The 15,591-nt window shown below is 60.4% G+C and carries 13 protein-coding genes; 8 read left to right on the top strand and 5 right to left on the bottom strand.

Annotated features, from left to right (window positions below):
• The first annotated feature begins 39 nt into the window (after positions 1 to 39).
• The 7 genes from PG5_RS21780 to fabI all read left to right on the top strand — a co-directional run bounded on the left by PG5_RS21780 (position 40) and on the right by fabI (position 9,867).
• Positions 40 to 1,476: a transglycosylase SLT domain-containing protein gene (locus PG5_RS21780; protein WP_020799284.1), complete on the top strand. Its 1,437-nt coding sequence runs from the start codon at positions 40 to 42 to the stop codon at positions 1,474 to 1,476.
• A 212-nt stretch (positions 1,477 to 1,688) separates the two neighbouring features.
• The gene (locus PG5_RS21775) at positions 1,689 to 3,503 is read left to right on the top strand and encodes an extracellular solute-binding protein (protein ID WP_371106617.1); all 1,815 of its coding nucleotides are present in this window, start codon (positions 1,689 to 1,691) and stop codon (positions 3,501 to 3,503) included.
• Positions 3,500 to 5,341: an extracellular solute-binding protein gene (locus tag PG5_RS21770; protein WP_020799282.1), complete on the top strand. Its 1,842-nt coding sequence runs from the start codon at positions 3,500 to 3,502 to the stop codon at positions 5,339 to 5,341. Before PG5_RS21775 ends, PG5_RS21770 begins: the two co-directional genes overlap by 4 nt.
• 4 nt (positions 5,342 to 5,345) lie before the next feature.
• The gene (locus PG5_RS21765; RefSeq protein WP_020799281.1) at positions 5,346 to 6,419 is read left to right on the top strand and encodes a microcin C ABC transporter permease YejB; all 1,074 of its coding nucleotides are present in this window, start codon (positions 5,346 to 5,348) and stop codon (positions 6,417 to 6,419) included.
• A gap of 1 nt (position 6,420) precedes the next feature.
• The gene (locus tag PG5_RS21760) at positions 6,421 to 7,440 is read left to right on the top strand and encodes an ABC transporter permease (protein ID WP_020799280.1); all 1,020 of its coding nucleotides are present in this window, start codon (positions 6,421 to 6,423) and stop codon (positions 7,438 to 7,440) included.
• 1 nt (position 7,441) lies between these two features.
• Positions 7,442 to 9,052: an ABC transporter ATP-binding protein gene (locus tag PG5_RS21755; protein WP_020799279.1), complete on the top strand. Its 1,611-nt coding sequence runs from the start codon at positions 7,442 to 7,444 to the stop codon at positions 9,050 to 9,052.
• A 20-nt stretch (positions 9,053 to 9,072) separates the two neighbouring features.
• Entirely contained in the window at positions 9,073 to 9,867 is a 795-nt protein-coding gene (gene fabI / locus PG5_RS21750) for an enoyl-ACP reductase FabI (RefSeq protein ID WP_020799278.1), read from the top strand.
• A 140-nt stretch (positions 9,868 to 10,007) separates the two neighbouring features.
• On the opposite strand, the gene PG5_RS21745 is transcribed toward fabI, so the two are convergent.
• The gene (locus PG5_RS21745; RefSeq protein WP_020799277.1) at positions 10,008 to 10,862 is read right to left on the bottom strand and encodes a LysR family transcriptional regulator; all 855 of its coding nucleotides are present in this window, start codon (positions 10,860 to 10,862) and stop codon (positions 10,008 to 10,010) included.
• A gap of 112 nt (positions 10,863 to 10,974) precedes the next feature.
• On the opposite strand from PG5_RS21745, the gene PG5_RS21740 reads away from it, so the two are divergent.
• A complete protein-coding gene (locus PG5_RS21740) occupies positions 10,975 to 11,400 on the top strand; it encodes a VOC family protein (protein ID WP_020799276.1) in 426 nt (141 codons plus the stop codon).
• Positions 11,401 to 11,524: 124 nt separating this feature from the next.
• On the opposite strand, the gene PG5_RS21735 is transcribed toward PG5_RS21740, so the two are convergent.
• The 4 genes from PG5_RS21735 to PG5_RS21720 all read right to left on the bottom strand — a co-directional run bounded on the left by PG5_RS21735 (position 11,525) and on the right by PG5_RS21720 (position 15,384).
• Positions 11,525 to 12,097 (bottom strand): GGDEF domain-containing protein, encoded by a 573-nt coding sequence (locus PG5_RS21735; RefSeq protein WP_020799275.1) that lies wholly within the window; start codon positions 12,095 to 12,097, stop codon positions 11,525 to 11,527.
• Positions 12,098 to 12,171: 74 nt separating this feature from the next.
• The gene (locus PG5_RS21730; protein WP_020799274.1) at positions 12,172 to 12,753 is read right to left on the bottom strand and encodes a hypothetical protein; all 582 of its coding nucleotides are present in this window, start codon (positions 12,751 to 12,753) and stop codon (positions 12,172 to 12,174) included.
• 1 nt (position 12,754) lies between these two features.
• A complete protein-coding gene (locus PG5_RS21725) occupies positions 12,755 to 14,923 on the bottom strand; it encodes a xanthine dehydrogenase family protein molybdopterin-binding subunit (RefSeq protein ID WP_042955633.1) in 2,169 nt (722 codons plus the stop codon).
• A gap of 5 nt (positions 14,924 to 14,928) precedes the next feature.
• On the bottom strand, positions 14,929 to 15,384 hold the full coding sequence (locus PG5_RS21720; RefSeq protein ID WP_020799272.1) for a (2Fe-2S)-binding protein: 456 nt from the start codon (positions 15,382 to 15,384) through the stop codon (positions 14,929 to 14,931).
• Positions 15,385 to 15,591 lie beyond the last annotated feature (207 nt).

Below are 15,591 nucleotides of genomic sequence, written 5' to 3'. Positions count from 1 at the left end.
AATCGCCCGACATTTTTGCCCGGAACTTACTTCCAGCCAATGTCGTCATCTATACGCAAAGCCATCAATTCGGACGCACTGACCCGCCTGGCGCAAGCCATAGCGGTGGCTGTGTCCGCGACATTGGCGGGCTGTTCCAGTCATGTGCCGCAGACCGATGCGGCACACGCACCGAATATTGCCGCGCGCGCCAAGCAGAAACCCGTCTTCCTCACTGAAAAGCCCAGCCCACAGATCCCGCAGGATGTCTGGGAGCGTATGCGCCAGGGTTTCCAGCTGCAGGATGGCCTGGGCGTCAACCCGCGCATCGAGCAGCAACGACTGTGGTTCGCCAGCAACCCGTCGTTTCTCGAAAACGCCGGCGATCGCGGCAGCCTGTACATCCACTACATCGTCGAGCGCCTTGAAGAACGCAACATGCCGCTGGAACTGGCGCTGCTGCCAGTGATTGAAAGCGCCTACAACCCGATGGCTTATTCCCGGGCCAATGCAGTGGGCTTGTGGCAGTTCATTCCCTCCACCGGACGTTACTTCAACCTGCGCCAGACCCGTTTTTATGATGGCCGGCGCGATATCACCGCTTCGACGACGGCGGCCATGGACTACCTGACCCGCCTGCACGACATGTTCAACGGCGACTGGCTGCTGGCCCTGGCCGCCTACAACGCCGGTGAAGGCACGGTCAGCCGTGCCATCGAACGCAACGAGCGACTCGGCCTGCCAACCGATTACTGGAACCTGCCCCTGCCCGCCGAGACCCAGGCCTATGTGCCGAAGTTGCTGGCACTCTCGCAGGTGGTGATGGCGCCGGACGCCTACGGCGTGAACCTCAACCCGATTGCCAACGAACCGTATTTCCAGGTCGTCGAAATCAACCAGCGCATGGACCTGTCCAAGGTCGCCGCGGTGGCCAACATCGACGAAGACGAACTGTTCCAGCTCAACCCCGCTTTCAAGCAACGCACCACCATCGACGGCCCGCAGCACTTGCTGGTACCCACCTCCAAAGCACAACTGCTGACCACCAGCCTGCAGACCATGCGCCCCGAAGAGTTGATCAGCAAGAAGCAGCTCAAGCCGGTTTTCGAAGGCGCGGACGATACGCAACTGGCGAGCGCCAAACGTAGCTATCGGGTCAAACGCGGCGATAACCTGGGCTCCATCGCCAAGGCCAACAATGTCGACGTCAAGGACTTGCAACGCTGGAACAAGTTGAGCGGCAAGAATCTCAAGCCTGGCCAGACGCTGGTCATGCAAGACACCGGCAAGCGCAACTCGGGACGCATCAACACCGTGGTCGCGGCCAAGTCGAAGACCCAGAAGCCGCAGTCGCAATACAAAGTCCAGCAAGGCGATTCGCTATACATGGTGGCCAAGCGCTTCAACGTTGAAATGCAGCACCTCAAGCGCTGGAATCCTCGTGTCGGCCAGGCGTTGAAGCCGGGGCAAATGTTGACGGTTTCCAGTCCGCATTAAAAATTGATGTGATGCCGAAAAGATCGCAGCCTGCGGCAGCTCCTACAGGGGAATACGTTTCCCTGTAGGAGCTGCCGCAGGCTGCGATCTTTTTTGTACCCGAACACTGCTTTCGAACCCCGTCTTTTTCCTGTCCATACAAGCTGTTACTGTACGATCCACAATGCCCAAGCCGCCCGGATCGGATTCCTTATTTGAAGCGTCCCCTCCTCCTGCTCCTGATCAGCCTGGCCTTGAGTTCCACCGCAAGCGCGACGATCAGCGAAAGCCACGGTTATGCGCAGTTCGGCACGCTCAAGTACCCGGCCAGATTTACCCACTTCGACTGGGTCAACCCGCAAGCGCCCAAGGGCGGTACGTTGCGGGTCATGGCATTTGGCACCTTCGATACGCTCAACCCCTACACTTTCAAGGGCACGAGCCCGGTTGCAACATCCAATTTCCTGCAATACGGCATCAACGAGCTCAACGAGCCGCTGATGGTCGGCACTGGCCAATACGCGCCGTCAGGTGACGAGCCGACCTCCAGTTACGGCCTGATCGCCCAATCGGTGGAATACAGTGAGGACCGCAGCTGGGTCGTCTTCAATTTGCGTCCGCAAGCCCGCTTCCACGACGGCACGCCAATCACCGCCTTTGATGTGGCATTCTCCTACCGCCTGCTGCTCAAGGAAGGCCACCCGCAATATCGCACCAACCTGCAGGAAGTGTCGCGGGTCGACATCCTCAACCCCCTGCGTATACGGTTCGTGTTCAAGCGTGCCGGCAATCCCTTGCTAATCCTGCGTCTGGGGGAGTTGCCAGTGTTGCCGCAGCATTACTGGAAAGGCCGCGACTTCAAGGCGACCACCTTCGAGCCGCCGCTGGGCAGCGGGCCGTATCGCATCACCTCGGTTGCGCCGGGACGACAGATCGTGTTCGAGCGAGTCAAGGACTATTGGGGCAAGGACCTGCCAGCCAATCGCGGCAAGTACAACGTCGATCGCATGGAAGTCGAGTTCTATCGTGACAGCGATGTCGCGTTCGAAGCGTTCAAGGCCGGCGAGTTCGACATCTATATCGAGCACCAGGCAAAAAACTGGGCCACCGGCTATGACTTTCCGGCGATTCGTCGTGGCGAGGTGATCAAGGCGCAGATCCCGCACCAGATCCCGACCCAGACCCAGGGCCTGTTCATGAACAGCCGCCGCGCGACGTTCGCCCAAGCGAGGGTTCGCGAAGCACTGGGCCTGATGTTCGACTTCGAGTGGACCAACCGCACGTTGTTCAGCGGCGCCTACCAACGCGCCATGAGTTACTACCCCAACAGCGAGTTTTCCGCCAGCGGACTTCCAGTCGGCCACGAATGGCTGTTACTCAAGCCGTATCGCGAGCAATTGCCAGCGAGGTTGTTCACCGAGCCTTTCAGCCTGCCGCAGACCCAGGGTCGCGGCATTCCCCGGGATACCCTGCGCAAAGCCTTGGCCCTGCTTGCCGAAGCCGGCTGGAAGCTCAACGGCCAGCGCTTGCAGAACGCGGCCGGGCAACCGCTGCGCCTGGAGATTTTGCTGGTCAACCCGAACCTGGAGCGCATCCTTCAACCCTATGTCGAAAACCTGGCCAGCATCGGCATCGACGCCAAGCTGCGCACGGTCGATCGTGCACAGTACAAGCAGCGCCTCGATCAGTTCGATTTCGACATGATCCTGATGACCCTTAACCAGACCCTCAGCCCGGGCCTGGAGCAATGGCAGTACTTTCATTCCAGCCAGGTCACGGTCAAGGGCAGCAAGAACTACGCAGGCATTGCCAATCCGGTGGTGGACCACCTGCTCGAACAATTGCTCGCCGCCAAGACCCGCGATGAACAAGTCGCCGCCGGCAAGGCACTCGACCGCACACTGCTGTGGCAGCACTACATCATTCCCAACTGGTACCTCAATTATCACCGCCTGGCCTACCGTAACCGGTTTGGCTTCGTCACGACGCCGCCCTACACCCTGGGCCTGAGCGCGTGGTGGCTGAAATCTTCGGAGAAAGATCGATGAAACCCGCAAGCGCGCTACTCCTGCAGGCCAGCGCTCTGTTGTTCGCAGGATGGGCCTTCGCCGCCCCGCAACATGCCCTGACCCTGTACAACGAACCGCCGAAATACCCGGCTGACTTCAAGCATTTCGACTACGTCGACCCGGACGCGCCCAAAGGCGGAAAATTCCGTCAGGCCGGGTTCGGCGGGTTTGACAGCCTCAACCCGTTCATCAGCAAGGGCGTGTCGGCCAACGACATCGACTTGATCTACGACACCCTGGCCCGACAGAGCCTGGATGAACCTTTCACGGAATATGGCCTGATCGCCGGCAAGATCGAAAAAGCCCCGAACAACGACTGGGTGCGTTTCTATTTGCGGCCCGAAGCGCGTTTCCATGATGGGCATCCGGTTCGCGCCGATGACGTGGTGTTCAGCTTTCAGACCCTGGTCAAGGATGGCGCACCGATGTACCGCGGCTACTACAGCGATGTCGAAGACGTGGTCGCCGAAGATCCGCTGACCGTAGTGTTCAAGTTCAAGCACAGCAACAACCGCGAATTGCCGTTGATCCTTGGTCAGTTGCCGGTGCTGCCCAAGCACTGGTGGGCGAGCCGCGACTTCAACAAGGGCAACCTGGAAGTCCCACTGGGCAGCGGCCCGTACAAGGTTACCGAAGTGAAGGCCGGGCGCTCGGTGCGCTATGAGCGGGTCAAGGATTACTGGGGCAAGGACCTGCCGATCAACCGCGGCTTCTACAACTTCGACGTGATGACCACCGACTACTACCGCGACAATACGGTGGCGCTGGAAGCCCTGAAGGCCGGGCAGTTCGATTACTGGTTGGAGATGACCGCGAAGAACTGGGCCAACGCCTACAATATCCCGGCGGTGACCGAAGGCCGGCTGATCAAGGAACAGATCCCCAACGGCAATCCCACCGGTATGCAAGGCTTCGTGTTCAATCTGCGCCGCCCGCTGTTCCAGGACGTGCGCGTGCGCCAGGCCCTGACCCTGCTGCTGGACTTCGAATGGACCAACAAGCAATTGTTCAACGGTGCCTACGCAAGGACCCGCAGTTACTTCGAGAACTCGGAAATGGCTGCCACCGGCTTGCCCGATGCCGATGAGTTGGCAATCCTCGATCCGTTTCGCGGCAAGATTCCCGAGCAGGTATTCAGCGAGGCGTTCCAGAATCCCGTGACCGACGCCAGTGGCATGATCCGCACCCAGCAACGCAAGGCTTACCAACTGCTGCAAGAGGCCGGCTGGCGCATCGCCGATGACAAGATGGTCGACGCCACCGGCAAACCGGTGAGCATCGAATTCCTGTTGGCCCAAACCGAATTCGAACGGGTCCTGCTGCCGTTCAAGCGTAACCTGAGCGACCTCGGCATCGAACTGGTGATTCGCCGGGTCGACGTTTCGCAGTACGTCAACCGCGTGCGCTCGCGGGACTTCGACATGATCGTCGGCAGCTTCCCGCAGTCCAATTCGCCGGGCAACGAACAGCGTGAGTTCTGGATGACCGCGGCCGCCGACAAACCCGGCAGCCGTAATTCCATGGGCCTGAAAGACCCGGTGGTGGACCAGTTGGTCGAACAACTCATCAACGCCGACTCACGAAGAAGCCTGGTGGCCCACGCCCGCGCGCTGGACCGCGTGCTGCAATGGGGCTATTACGTAATCCCCAACTGGCACATCAAGACCTGGCGCGTGGCGTACTGGAACCACATCGGCCACCCCAAGGTCTCGCCTAAATATGACATCGGCATCAACACCTGGTGGATCAAGCCCGATGCGAAACCGGCCATAGAGATCGAAACCAAATTGCAAGCCGACCCTGCGGGCACGGAGTAATCAGATGCTGGCGTATATTTTTCGGCGACTGCTGCTGATCATCCCGACACTGTTCGGCATCTTGCTGATCAACTTCGTGATCATCCAGGCCGCCCCCGGTGGCCCCGTGGAACAGATGATCGCCAAGCTCGAAGGCTTCGAAGGCGCCACCAGCCGCATCGCCGGCGGCGGCGCCGAGGTGTCGGTGGCCGGCTCCGCCTATCGCGGCGCACAAGGCCTGGACCCGGCGCTGATCAAGGAAATCGAGCACATGTACGGCTTCGACAAATCGGCGCCGGAACGCTTATGGATCATGGTCAAGAACTATGCCTCCCTGGATTTTGGCGACAGCTTTTTCCGTGATGCCAAGGTCATCGACCTGATCAAGGAAAAGATGCCGGTATCGATCTCCCTCGGGTTGTGGAGCACCCTGATCATGTACCTGGTGTCGATCCCGTTGGGGATCGCCAAGGCCACGCGGCATGGCAGCCACTTCGACGTCTGGACCAGTTCGGCGATCATCGTCGGCTATGCGATCCCGGCATTCCTGTTCGCCATCCTGTTGATCGTGGTGTTTGCCGGCGGCAGTTACCTGGACTGGTTCCCGTTGCGCGGGCTGACCTCGAACAACTTCGACGAGTTGAGCATGGGCGGCAAGATCCTCGACTACTTCTGGCACCTGGCGCTTCCGGTGACCGCATTGGTGATCGGCAACTTCGCGACCATGACCCTGCTGACCAAAAACAGCTTCCTCGATGAAATCAACAAGCAGTACGTGGTCACCGCCAAGGCCAAGGGCCTGACCAATCAACGCGTGCTGTATGGTCATGTATTTCGCAACGCCATGCTGCTGGTGATCGCCGGTTTCCCCTCGGCATTCATCGGTATCTTCTTCACCGGTTCGTTGCTGGTGGAAGTGATCTTCTCCCTCGACGGCCTCGGCCTGATGAGTTTCGAAGCGGCGATCAACCGCGATTACCCGGTGGTCTTTGGCACCTTGTTCATCTTCACCCTGCTGGGGCTGGTGGTGAAGTTGATCGGCGACCTCACCTACACCTTCGTCGATCCGCGCATCGACTTCGAAAGCCGGGAGCATTGAGATGAACCTGTCCCCGCTCAATCGACGACGTTTCGAACTGTTCAAGGCCAACAAACGCGGCTGGTGGTCGCTGTGGCTGTTCCTGATCCTGTTCGGTGCCAGCCTTGGTGCCGAGTTGATCGCCAACGACAAGCCACTGGTAGTGCACTACGACAATGGCTGGTACTTCCCGGCCCTCAAGCGCTACCCGGAAACCACCTTCGGCGGCGAGTTCCCACTGGAAGCCAACTACAAGAGCCCGTACATCCGCGAACTGCTCAAGGCCAAGGACGCCTGGGTGTTATGGGCGCCGATTCCCTACAGCTACCAGAGCATCAATTACGACCTGAAGGTCCCTGCCCCCGCGCCGCCATCGGCCGATAACCTGCTGGGCACCGATGACCAGGGCCGCGATGTGCTGGCCCGGGTGATCTACGGCTTCCGCATTTCCGTGTTGTTTGCCCTCACGCTGACGTTGCTCAGCTCGCTCATCGGGGTGATCGCCGGCGCGCTGCAGGGTTTCTACGGTGGCTGGGTGGATCTGGCCGGGCAGCGTTTCCTGGAGATCTGGTCCGGTTTGCCGGTGCTGTACCTGTTGATCATCCTCGCGAGCTTCGTCCAGCCGAACTTCTGGTGGCTGCTGGGGATCATGCTGCTGTTTTCCTGGATGAGCCTGGTGGACGTGGTGCGCGCCGAGTTCCTGCGTGGGCGCAACCTTGAATACGTGCGTGCAGCCCGGGCCTTGGGCATGCAGAATGGCGCGATCATGTTTCGTCACATCCTGCCCAACGCCATGGTCTCGACCATGACTTTCATGCCGTTCATCCTGACCGGCGCCATTGGCACCCTGACCGCCCTGGACTTCCTTGGCTTCGGCTTGCCGGCCGGCAGTCCGTCACTGGGTGAACTGGTGGCCCAGGGCAAATCCAACCTGCAAGCGCCCTGGCTGGGCATGAGCGCGTTCGCGGTGCTGGCGTTGATGTTGAGTTTGCTGGTATTCATCGGCGAGTCCGCTCGCGATGCCTTCGACCCGAGGAAGTGAAATGAATCAGGACAATCTGATCGAAGTGCGCGACCTGGCCGTCGAATTCGTCGTTGGCGAGCGCTGCCAGCGAGTGGTCGAAGGTGTCAGCTTCGATATCAAGCGTGGCGAGACCCTGGCGCTGGTGGGCGAAAGCGGGTCCGGCAAATCGGTAACGGCGCATTCGATCCTGCGCCTGTTGCCCTACCCGCTCGCCCGGCACCCGTCGGGGACCATCGAATATTCCGGGCAGAACCTGCTCAACCTGAAAGAGAAAACCATCCGCCATATCCGCGGCAACCGGATCGCGATGATCTTCCAGGAGCCGATGACCTCGCTCAACCCGCTGCACTCGATCGAAAAGCAGATCAACGAGGTGCTGGGCATCCACAAGGGCCTGGTCGGCAAAATCGCGACCAAACGCACCCTGGAACTGCTGGAAATGGTCGGCATCCCGGAACCGGAAAAGCGTCTCAAGGCCCTGCCCCACGAATTGTCCGGCGGGCAGCGCCAGCGCGTGATGATTGCCATGGCCCTGGCCAACGAACCGGAACTGCTGATCGCCGACGAGCCGACCACCGCGCTGGACGTGACAGTCCAGCTTAAAATCCTCGAATTGCTCAAGGAACTGCAGGCCCGCCTGGGCATGTCGTTGCTATTGATCAGCCACGATTTGAACCTGGTGAAAAGAATTGCGCATCGCGTATGTGTCATGCAGCGCGGTTGCATCGTCGAACAGGCATCGTGCGAACAATTGTTCCGCGCGCCGCAGCATCCGTACACTCGGGAGCTGCTGGCAGCGGAGCCCAGCGGGACGCCTGCGACCAATGTCGTCGGCCCGCCCATGCTCACGGTCGAGGACCTGAAAGTCTGGTTCCCGATCAAGAAAGGCTTGCTGAAAAAGACCGTGGATTACGTCAAGGCAGTCGACGGCATCAATTTCAGCCTGCCCCAGGGCCAGACCCTGGGGATCGTGGGAGAAAGCGGTTCCGGCAAATCGACACTGGGCCTGGCGATCCTGCGCTTGATCGGCAGTAAAGGCGGCATCCGTTTTGAAGGCAAGCAGCTGGACAACCTTACGCAGCAACAGGTGCGGCCACTGCGGCGGGAAATGCAGGTGGTGTTCCAGGACCCCTTCGGCAGCCTGAGCCCGCGAATGTGCGTGAGCCAGATCGTCGGCGAGGGCCTGCGGATCCACAAGATGGGCACCGAGGCTGAACAGGAACAAGCGATTATTGCAGCACTCAAGGAGGTAGGTCTGGACCCGGAAACCCGGCACCGCTACCCCCACGAATTTTCCGGCGGGCAACGGCAGAGAATCGCCATTGCCCGGGCATTAGTGCTAAAACCGGCGTTGATTCTGCTGGACGAGCCGACTTCGGCCCTCGACCGCACCGTGCAACGCCAAGTGGTCGAGCTGTTACGATCACTGCAAAGCAAGTACAACCTGACGTATCTGTTTATCAGCCATGACCTGGCTGTCGTCAAGGCGCTGAGCCACCAGTTGATGGTGGTCAAGCAGGGCCAAGTGGTCGAACAGGGAGACGCGCAAAGCATTTTTGCCGCCCCCCAACATCCGTATACACAGCAGTTGCTGGAAGCCGCCTTCCTGGTTCCAGCCACTGCGCAATAACCTGAAAAGAGGAGCAACACATGGGTTTTCTCGCCGGTAAGCGCGTACTGATCGTCGGTGTCGCCAGCAAGCTGTCCATCGCATCCGGCATCGCTGCCGCCATGCATCGCGAGGGCGCTGAGCTTGCCTTCACTTATCAGAACGACAAACTCAAGGGTCGTGTCGAAGAATTCGCACAGGGCTGGGGTTCGAGCCCTGAGCTGTGCTTCCCGTGCGACGTGGCCAGCGATGCGGAAATCGCCAAGGTCTTCGAAGAGCTGAGCAAGAAGTGGGACGGCCTGGACTGCATCGTGCACTCCGTAGGCTTCGCCCCGGGCGATCAACTGGACGGCGACTTCACCGAAGCCACCACCCGTGAAGGTTTCCGCATCGCTCACGACATCAGCGCCTACAGCTTCGTGGCCCTGGCCAAGGCCGGCCGCGAAATGATGAAAGGCCGCAATGGCAGCCTGCTGACCCTGTCGTACCTGGGCGCCGAGCGCACCATGCCCAACTACAACGTGATGGGCATGGCCAAGGCATCCCTGGAAGCTGGCGTGCGTTACCTGGCCGGCTCCCTGGGCCCGGACGGTACTCGCGTGAACTGCGTATCGGCTGGCCCGATCCGCACCCTCGCCGCTTCCGGCATCAAGAACTTCCGCAAGATGCTGGCGGCCAACGAAGCGCAGACCCCGCTGCGTCGCAACGTCACCATCGAAGAAGTCGGCAACGCCGGCGCCTTCCTGTGCTCGGACCTGGCGTCCGGCATCAGTGGCGAAATCATGTACGTGGACGGTGGCTTCAACACCACGGCCATGGGCAACCTCGAAGAGTGATCTTCGGTTAGCCATTAAAAAACCCGCCTTTTTGGCGGGTTTTTTATTGGGTCGAGATCAAAAGATCGCAGCCTTCGGCAGCTCCTACATTGGATATGTGTACACCTGTAGGAGCTGCCGAAGGCTGCGATCTTTGATCTTCAAATAAGGCACTGCGCAAACAATTGCTGAATCGGCTGCGTCCGTTGGCTGTACCGCTGCGCCAACACAATCTCCCGGTAAAACGTCAACTCGCCCAACGGAATCACCCTGACGTTCGCCCCATGCTCCAGCCACAGCCCCGCTTCGGGCAGCAACGAAATGCCCAGCCCGCACTCGACCATCTTCACAATGGCTTCCAGCTCATCGAGCTCCAAGGCAACGTGCACGTCGATTTGCTGCTCACGAAGAAATCTTGTCACCAGTCGCCCGCCGAACGAATTGCGGTCGTAACGCACATGGGGATGTTCGGCGAGCAACTTGAGCGGCTCGTCGCCTTCAAGATCCGTCGGCACGATCAGCACAAAGGGCTCGCGGCGGATCACTTGCGCCGACAGTTCCTTGGGCAGTTCGAACGGTGGCTTGATGAGGATCGCAAGGTCCACTTCGCCGGTGTCCACCTGGCTCAACAGGTTCAAGGACACGCCCGGCACCAGTTTTGGCTCCAGGTGTGGCGCCTGCTGGCGCAATCGTAACAGCGCCTGGGGCAGCAATCCGGTCTGCACCGTGGCCACGGCGCCGATCTTCAACTCGCCCCTGTACTCGCTGACGTCATCACTGACCGCCATTCGATTGAAGATTTCCAGCATTTCCCTGGCCATCGGCAACGCGCGCTGCCCCGCCGCATTCAGCAAGGCCTGACGCCCGGTGCGATCGAACAAGCGAATGCCGAGGGCCTGTTCCAGGTTGCGGATCTGCGCGCTGACTGCCGACTGCGTGAGGCCGATGTGCATGCCCGCTGCGGCGAACGTGCCGTAGCGCGCCACCGCGATGAAGGTTTTCAGTTCCCGAAGCATGGGGCCACCGATTGATCGAAAAAATTTGAGCTCGACGCAAAAACTATCGTCTTTCAATCAAAAAGCACAGAGCTAAACTCAGCGTCAATATTCCATAACCGAGGCACGCCCTATGCAACTCTCGCCTTTCCACCTGGCCATTCCGGTCTATGACCTGGCCGCCGCGCGGCACTTCTACGGGAGCGTGTTCGGCCTGGAAGAAGGTCGTTCCAGTGACCACTGGGTCGATTTCAACTTTTTCGGCCATCAACTGGTGATTCACCTCGCGCCAAAAAATGCTTCGCAAGAAGCCGCCCATACCAACGCGGTTGACGGCCATGACGTGCCCGTACCGCATTTCGGCGTGGTGTTGGGCATGAAAGAGTGGGAGGCACTGGCCGAACGATTGAAGTCGCTGCAGACGCGTTTCGTGATCGAGCCGGGGATTCGTTTTCAGGGACTGGTGGGCGAACAGGCGACGATGTTTTTGTTCGATCCGTGCGGGAATGCGCTGGAATTCAAGGCGTTCAAGGATATTGGGCAGTTGTTTGCCAAATGAATGCAGGCGTGGCCTCCAAGGCCGCCTTCGCGAGCAAGCTCGCTCCCACACTTGACCGATTTGAAATACTTTCAACTGTGGGAGCGGGCTTGCCCGCGATGGGGCCAGTCATTGCACCACAATGCTACCGGCCCAACGCTTTTTCAGCCTCAACCAGCATCTCTTCAACCGAGCCATGAACCACAGGATCATGCTCAATCTGCCCGATACTGAAACGAATCTCATACCCGCTATGCGCCGTGGCCATGCGTTCATCGAGCATTTCTTCGAGCCGCGCCTTGATCGCCTCGATGTCCACGCTGCCGGAACCTGTGAGCAAGGCCACGAAGGTGGCGCCCTCCAGCCGCCCGACCACGTCGTTTTCCCGAAAACCGATGCGCAGTACATCGGCAAAGGTTTTCAGCGCCTTATCACCTTCGGTGCGACCAAACAGGTAGTTGATGCGTTTGAACTCGTCAAGATTGAAAAACAGCAACGTCGCCGGTCGGTCCAGTTGCTGGCAGGCGTCCAGCCCCAATTGGGCCAACGCGAGGAAACCGTGCCGGTTGGGCAATAGCGTCAACTCATCCATGCTCGCCATCTGTACCCCGATCAGCTCTTGCTCTGCCTTGCGGGCCAGATCGCGCAAAAGCTCACGCTCCTGCTGTGGCGTCCCTGCACGTACACACGATTTGTGCGGTTTGCCTGAGATCAGCATCACATACTCCATAGGTGGGTATGTTCTTTAGAGTCCTCGATATCGGGTTTGACTCCATGTCGACTCGCCGTTGGTCAGCTACCCACTACCGGACACGGCCCGCCGGCGTCCGCCCAGCGCTTGAACTGTGTGACAAAAACATCGTGCGGCACCGGCACTGGCGCGCGATCACCGCCAGGATTCCAGCCCCACAACACCAGTTTGTCTTCGCTGACGTGCTTGATCAGCGCTGCAAAATCGCGATCACCGTTGCTCGCGCGGTCCTTGATCATGCTGCACAACATGTCCGGAGGCAGGCCGATCCAGGCCATTTTGTGCGCCGCCGGTGGCAGGCTCCAATGCGGTGCCCCAGGCGGGGCATTGGCGCCGTAACTGGCGGGTGGATTGGCCTCGGCATGGCAGCTGGCGCAAGGCAACCCCGAAGCCCCCTTGCCGTCCATGCCGCGTACCACGTTCATCGCATGGGGTAGCCCGGCGTCGAACTGCAAGGGGGCGTCCCCGGGAATGTGGCAGTTCTGGCATCGGGGGCTCTGGAACACCTTCTGTACGGTGTCGAAGGCCTTCACCGCCTCCTTGTCATCGGCGAACAGCTCTGTTGCATAGACAAAAAGGCAAATCAGTATCAGCGAGCCGAGTAACCAATGGTGTCGTTTCATCTCACACCCCCGACAGTTGCAACGGCAGTTCACGCAGGCGTTGCCCGGTCAGGGCGTACACCGCGTTGGCCACTGCTGGCGCCGTGGGTGGAACACCGGCCTCGCCGATGCCACCGGGTTTTTCGTTGCTGGGCAGGATATGCACTTCGACCACCGGCATCTCGTTGAGCCGCAGCACCTGGTAATCGTGATAGTTGGACTGCACTACCCTGCCATCCTTGATCGTCAGCTTGCTGTGCAAGGTGAAACCCAGGCCGAAGGCGATGCACGACTCCATTTGTGCGGCGATGCTCTGCGGATTGACCGCGATCCCACAGTCCACCGCACACACCACCCGATGCACACGAATCGCCAGGTTATCCTGGGAGACTTCGGCGACCTGGGCCACGTAGCTGCCAAATGACTCATGCACCGCCACGCCCAGGGCGTGGCCGTCCGGCAGCGGCGCCTTCCAGTTGGCCTTCTCTACCGCCAGGTTCAATACGCCAAGATGCCGTGGATGCGCCTTGAGCAAGGTCCGTCGGTACTCCACCGGGTCCTGGCTTGCCGCCGCGGCCAGTTCGTCGATCAGCGATTCCATGACGAAGGCAGTGTGCGTATGCCCCACCGAACGCAGCCACAACACGCTGATGCCGGTCTTTGGCGAATGCAGCTCAACCTGATGATTAGCCAGCCCCTGCAGGTAGGGACCGTCCGCCACGCCCTCCACGGACGTCTTGTCGATGCCGTTCTTGACCATGGCCGCTTCAAGCGAGGTGCCGGCCATGATCGACTGTCCGACCAGCACATGCTTCCAGGCCAGCGGCAGGCCATCAGCGCCCAGGCCGACTCGCGCCTGATGCAGGAACGCCGAGCGATAATAGCCGCCACGGATGTCATCCTCCCGCGCCCACACGGTTTTCACCGGCCCGCCCGCGGCCTTGGCGACCTGGACCGCTTCGGCGACAAAGTCCGAGGTCGGATTGGCGCGCCGGCCGAATCCGCCGCCCAGGAACTCGGTATGGATCTCGACCTGCTCAGGCTTGAGCCCGGTGATTTTGCCGGCGATCATCTGGTCCAGGGTCTGGAACTGCGTTCCGGTCCAGATCTCGCACTTGTCCTGGGTAATGCTCACGGTGCAGTTGAGCGGCTCCATGGGTGCATGGGCCAGGTAGGGCACGCTGTACTCGACGTCGAGGGTCCTGGTCGCTTTGGCCAGTGCAGCCTGGGTATCGCCGGCCTCGCTCACGGGCAGCCCGGGCGTGGCAGCGAGCTTGCGGAATTCCTCGAGCAATTGCTCGCTGTCGAGCCCTGCGTTCGGCCCCAGGTCCCACTCGACGTGCAGCGCATCACGTCCCAGTTTCGCCGCCCAGTAGTGATCAGCAATCACCGCCACGCCGGTCGGCACCTGCACCACCTTGTGCACACCGGGTATCGCCAGCGCCTCGGCGCCTTCAAAGGATTTGACGCTGCCACCAAACACCGGAGAACGCGCGACCATCGCCGTCATCAGGCCATCGAACTGCACGTCCATGCCAAATTTGGCGCGGCCGGTGATTTTCTCCGGCGTATCCAGGCGCTTGGTGGGTTTGCCGATGATGGTCCAGTCCTTGGCCTCCTTGAGCTTGATGGTCGCAGGGTCCGGTACCGGCAGCTTGCCGGCGTCGTCAGCCAGTTCGCCGTAGGTGGCGTGCCGGTCGCCGGCAATCACCACGCCCGACTCCGTGCGAATCGCCGAGGGTGCGACGTTGAAGCGCTTGGCCGCGGCCTCGACCAGCAGCAAACGCGCCGCCGCACCGGCCTGACGGTAACGGTCGAACTCCATCCAGGTCGAGGTCGAGCCGCCGGTGATCTGCATGCCGCCGAACCCGGCCAGACCGTAATCGGCGGCCGAAGCCGGTGCGTGCTCGACGCGAATTTTCGACCAATCGGCGTCCAGCTCTTCGGCGATCAGCATGGTCAACCCGGTCCAGATACCCTGACCCATTTCCGAATGACCGAGCAACACGGTGACGCTGTTGTCATTGCCGATGCGCAGGAAGGCATTGGGTGCGAACACGTTGCCCTGGTTTTCCACGCCCCGGGCAAAGCGATGGCCGCCTGGGATAACAAACGCCACTACCAGCCCGCCGCCCAGCATGGCGCTGCCCTTAAGAAAATCGCGGCGCGATAGTGGATCGATGCTGTTCATGGCCATCAGCCCAATTGGGCGGCGCGTTTGACCGCGGCGCGGATTCTTGGGTAGGTGCCGCAACGACAGATATTGCCTGACAACGCCTGGTCGATGTCGCTGTCGGTCGGTTGCGGGATCTTTGCCAGCAAGGCCGCCGCAGACATGATCTGCCCAGACTGGCAATAACCGCACTGCACCACATCGAGTTCGGCCCAGGCTTGTTGCACCGGGTGCGAGCCGTCGGTGGACAGGCCTTCGATAGTGAGGATTTTCTGTCCATGGGCCACGGCCGTGGCCGGTGTGATGCAGGAACGCAAAGGCGTGCCGTCGATGTGCACGGTACAGGCGCCGCACTGGGCCATGCCACAGCCGAACTTGGTGCCGGTCAGGTGCGCAACATCGCGCAGGACCCACAGCAGCGGCATGTCCGCAGGGACATCCAGCTCCTGGTCCTGGCCATTGATATTCAAGGTCAGCATTGCGACGGCCCTCAGACTCACGGTGTTCTGAAGTTGGCGCCGCTGTGGCGATCAGGAACCTGCGCGCGCCTTGGGGTTATCCCTACAGCTAAGCGCAAATTGTCCGGCAGGCCGAGGTGTATCGACCACCGGTCACAAAAACTACCTGGTGACCGACCCTTTATTTGTTGTCGGAGTACATATCCGTTGAGTACATATCCATTGCTG

It is taken from the genome of Pseudomonas sp. G5(2012) (assembly GCF_000408945.1).
Lineage (GTDB): Bacteria > Pseudomonadota > Gammaproteobacteria > Pseudomonadales > Pseudomonadaceae > Aquipseudomonas > Aquipseudomonas umsongensis.
This window is presented reverse-complemented; position numbering and strand designations above follow the sequence as displayed.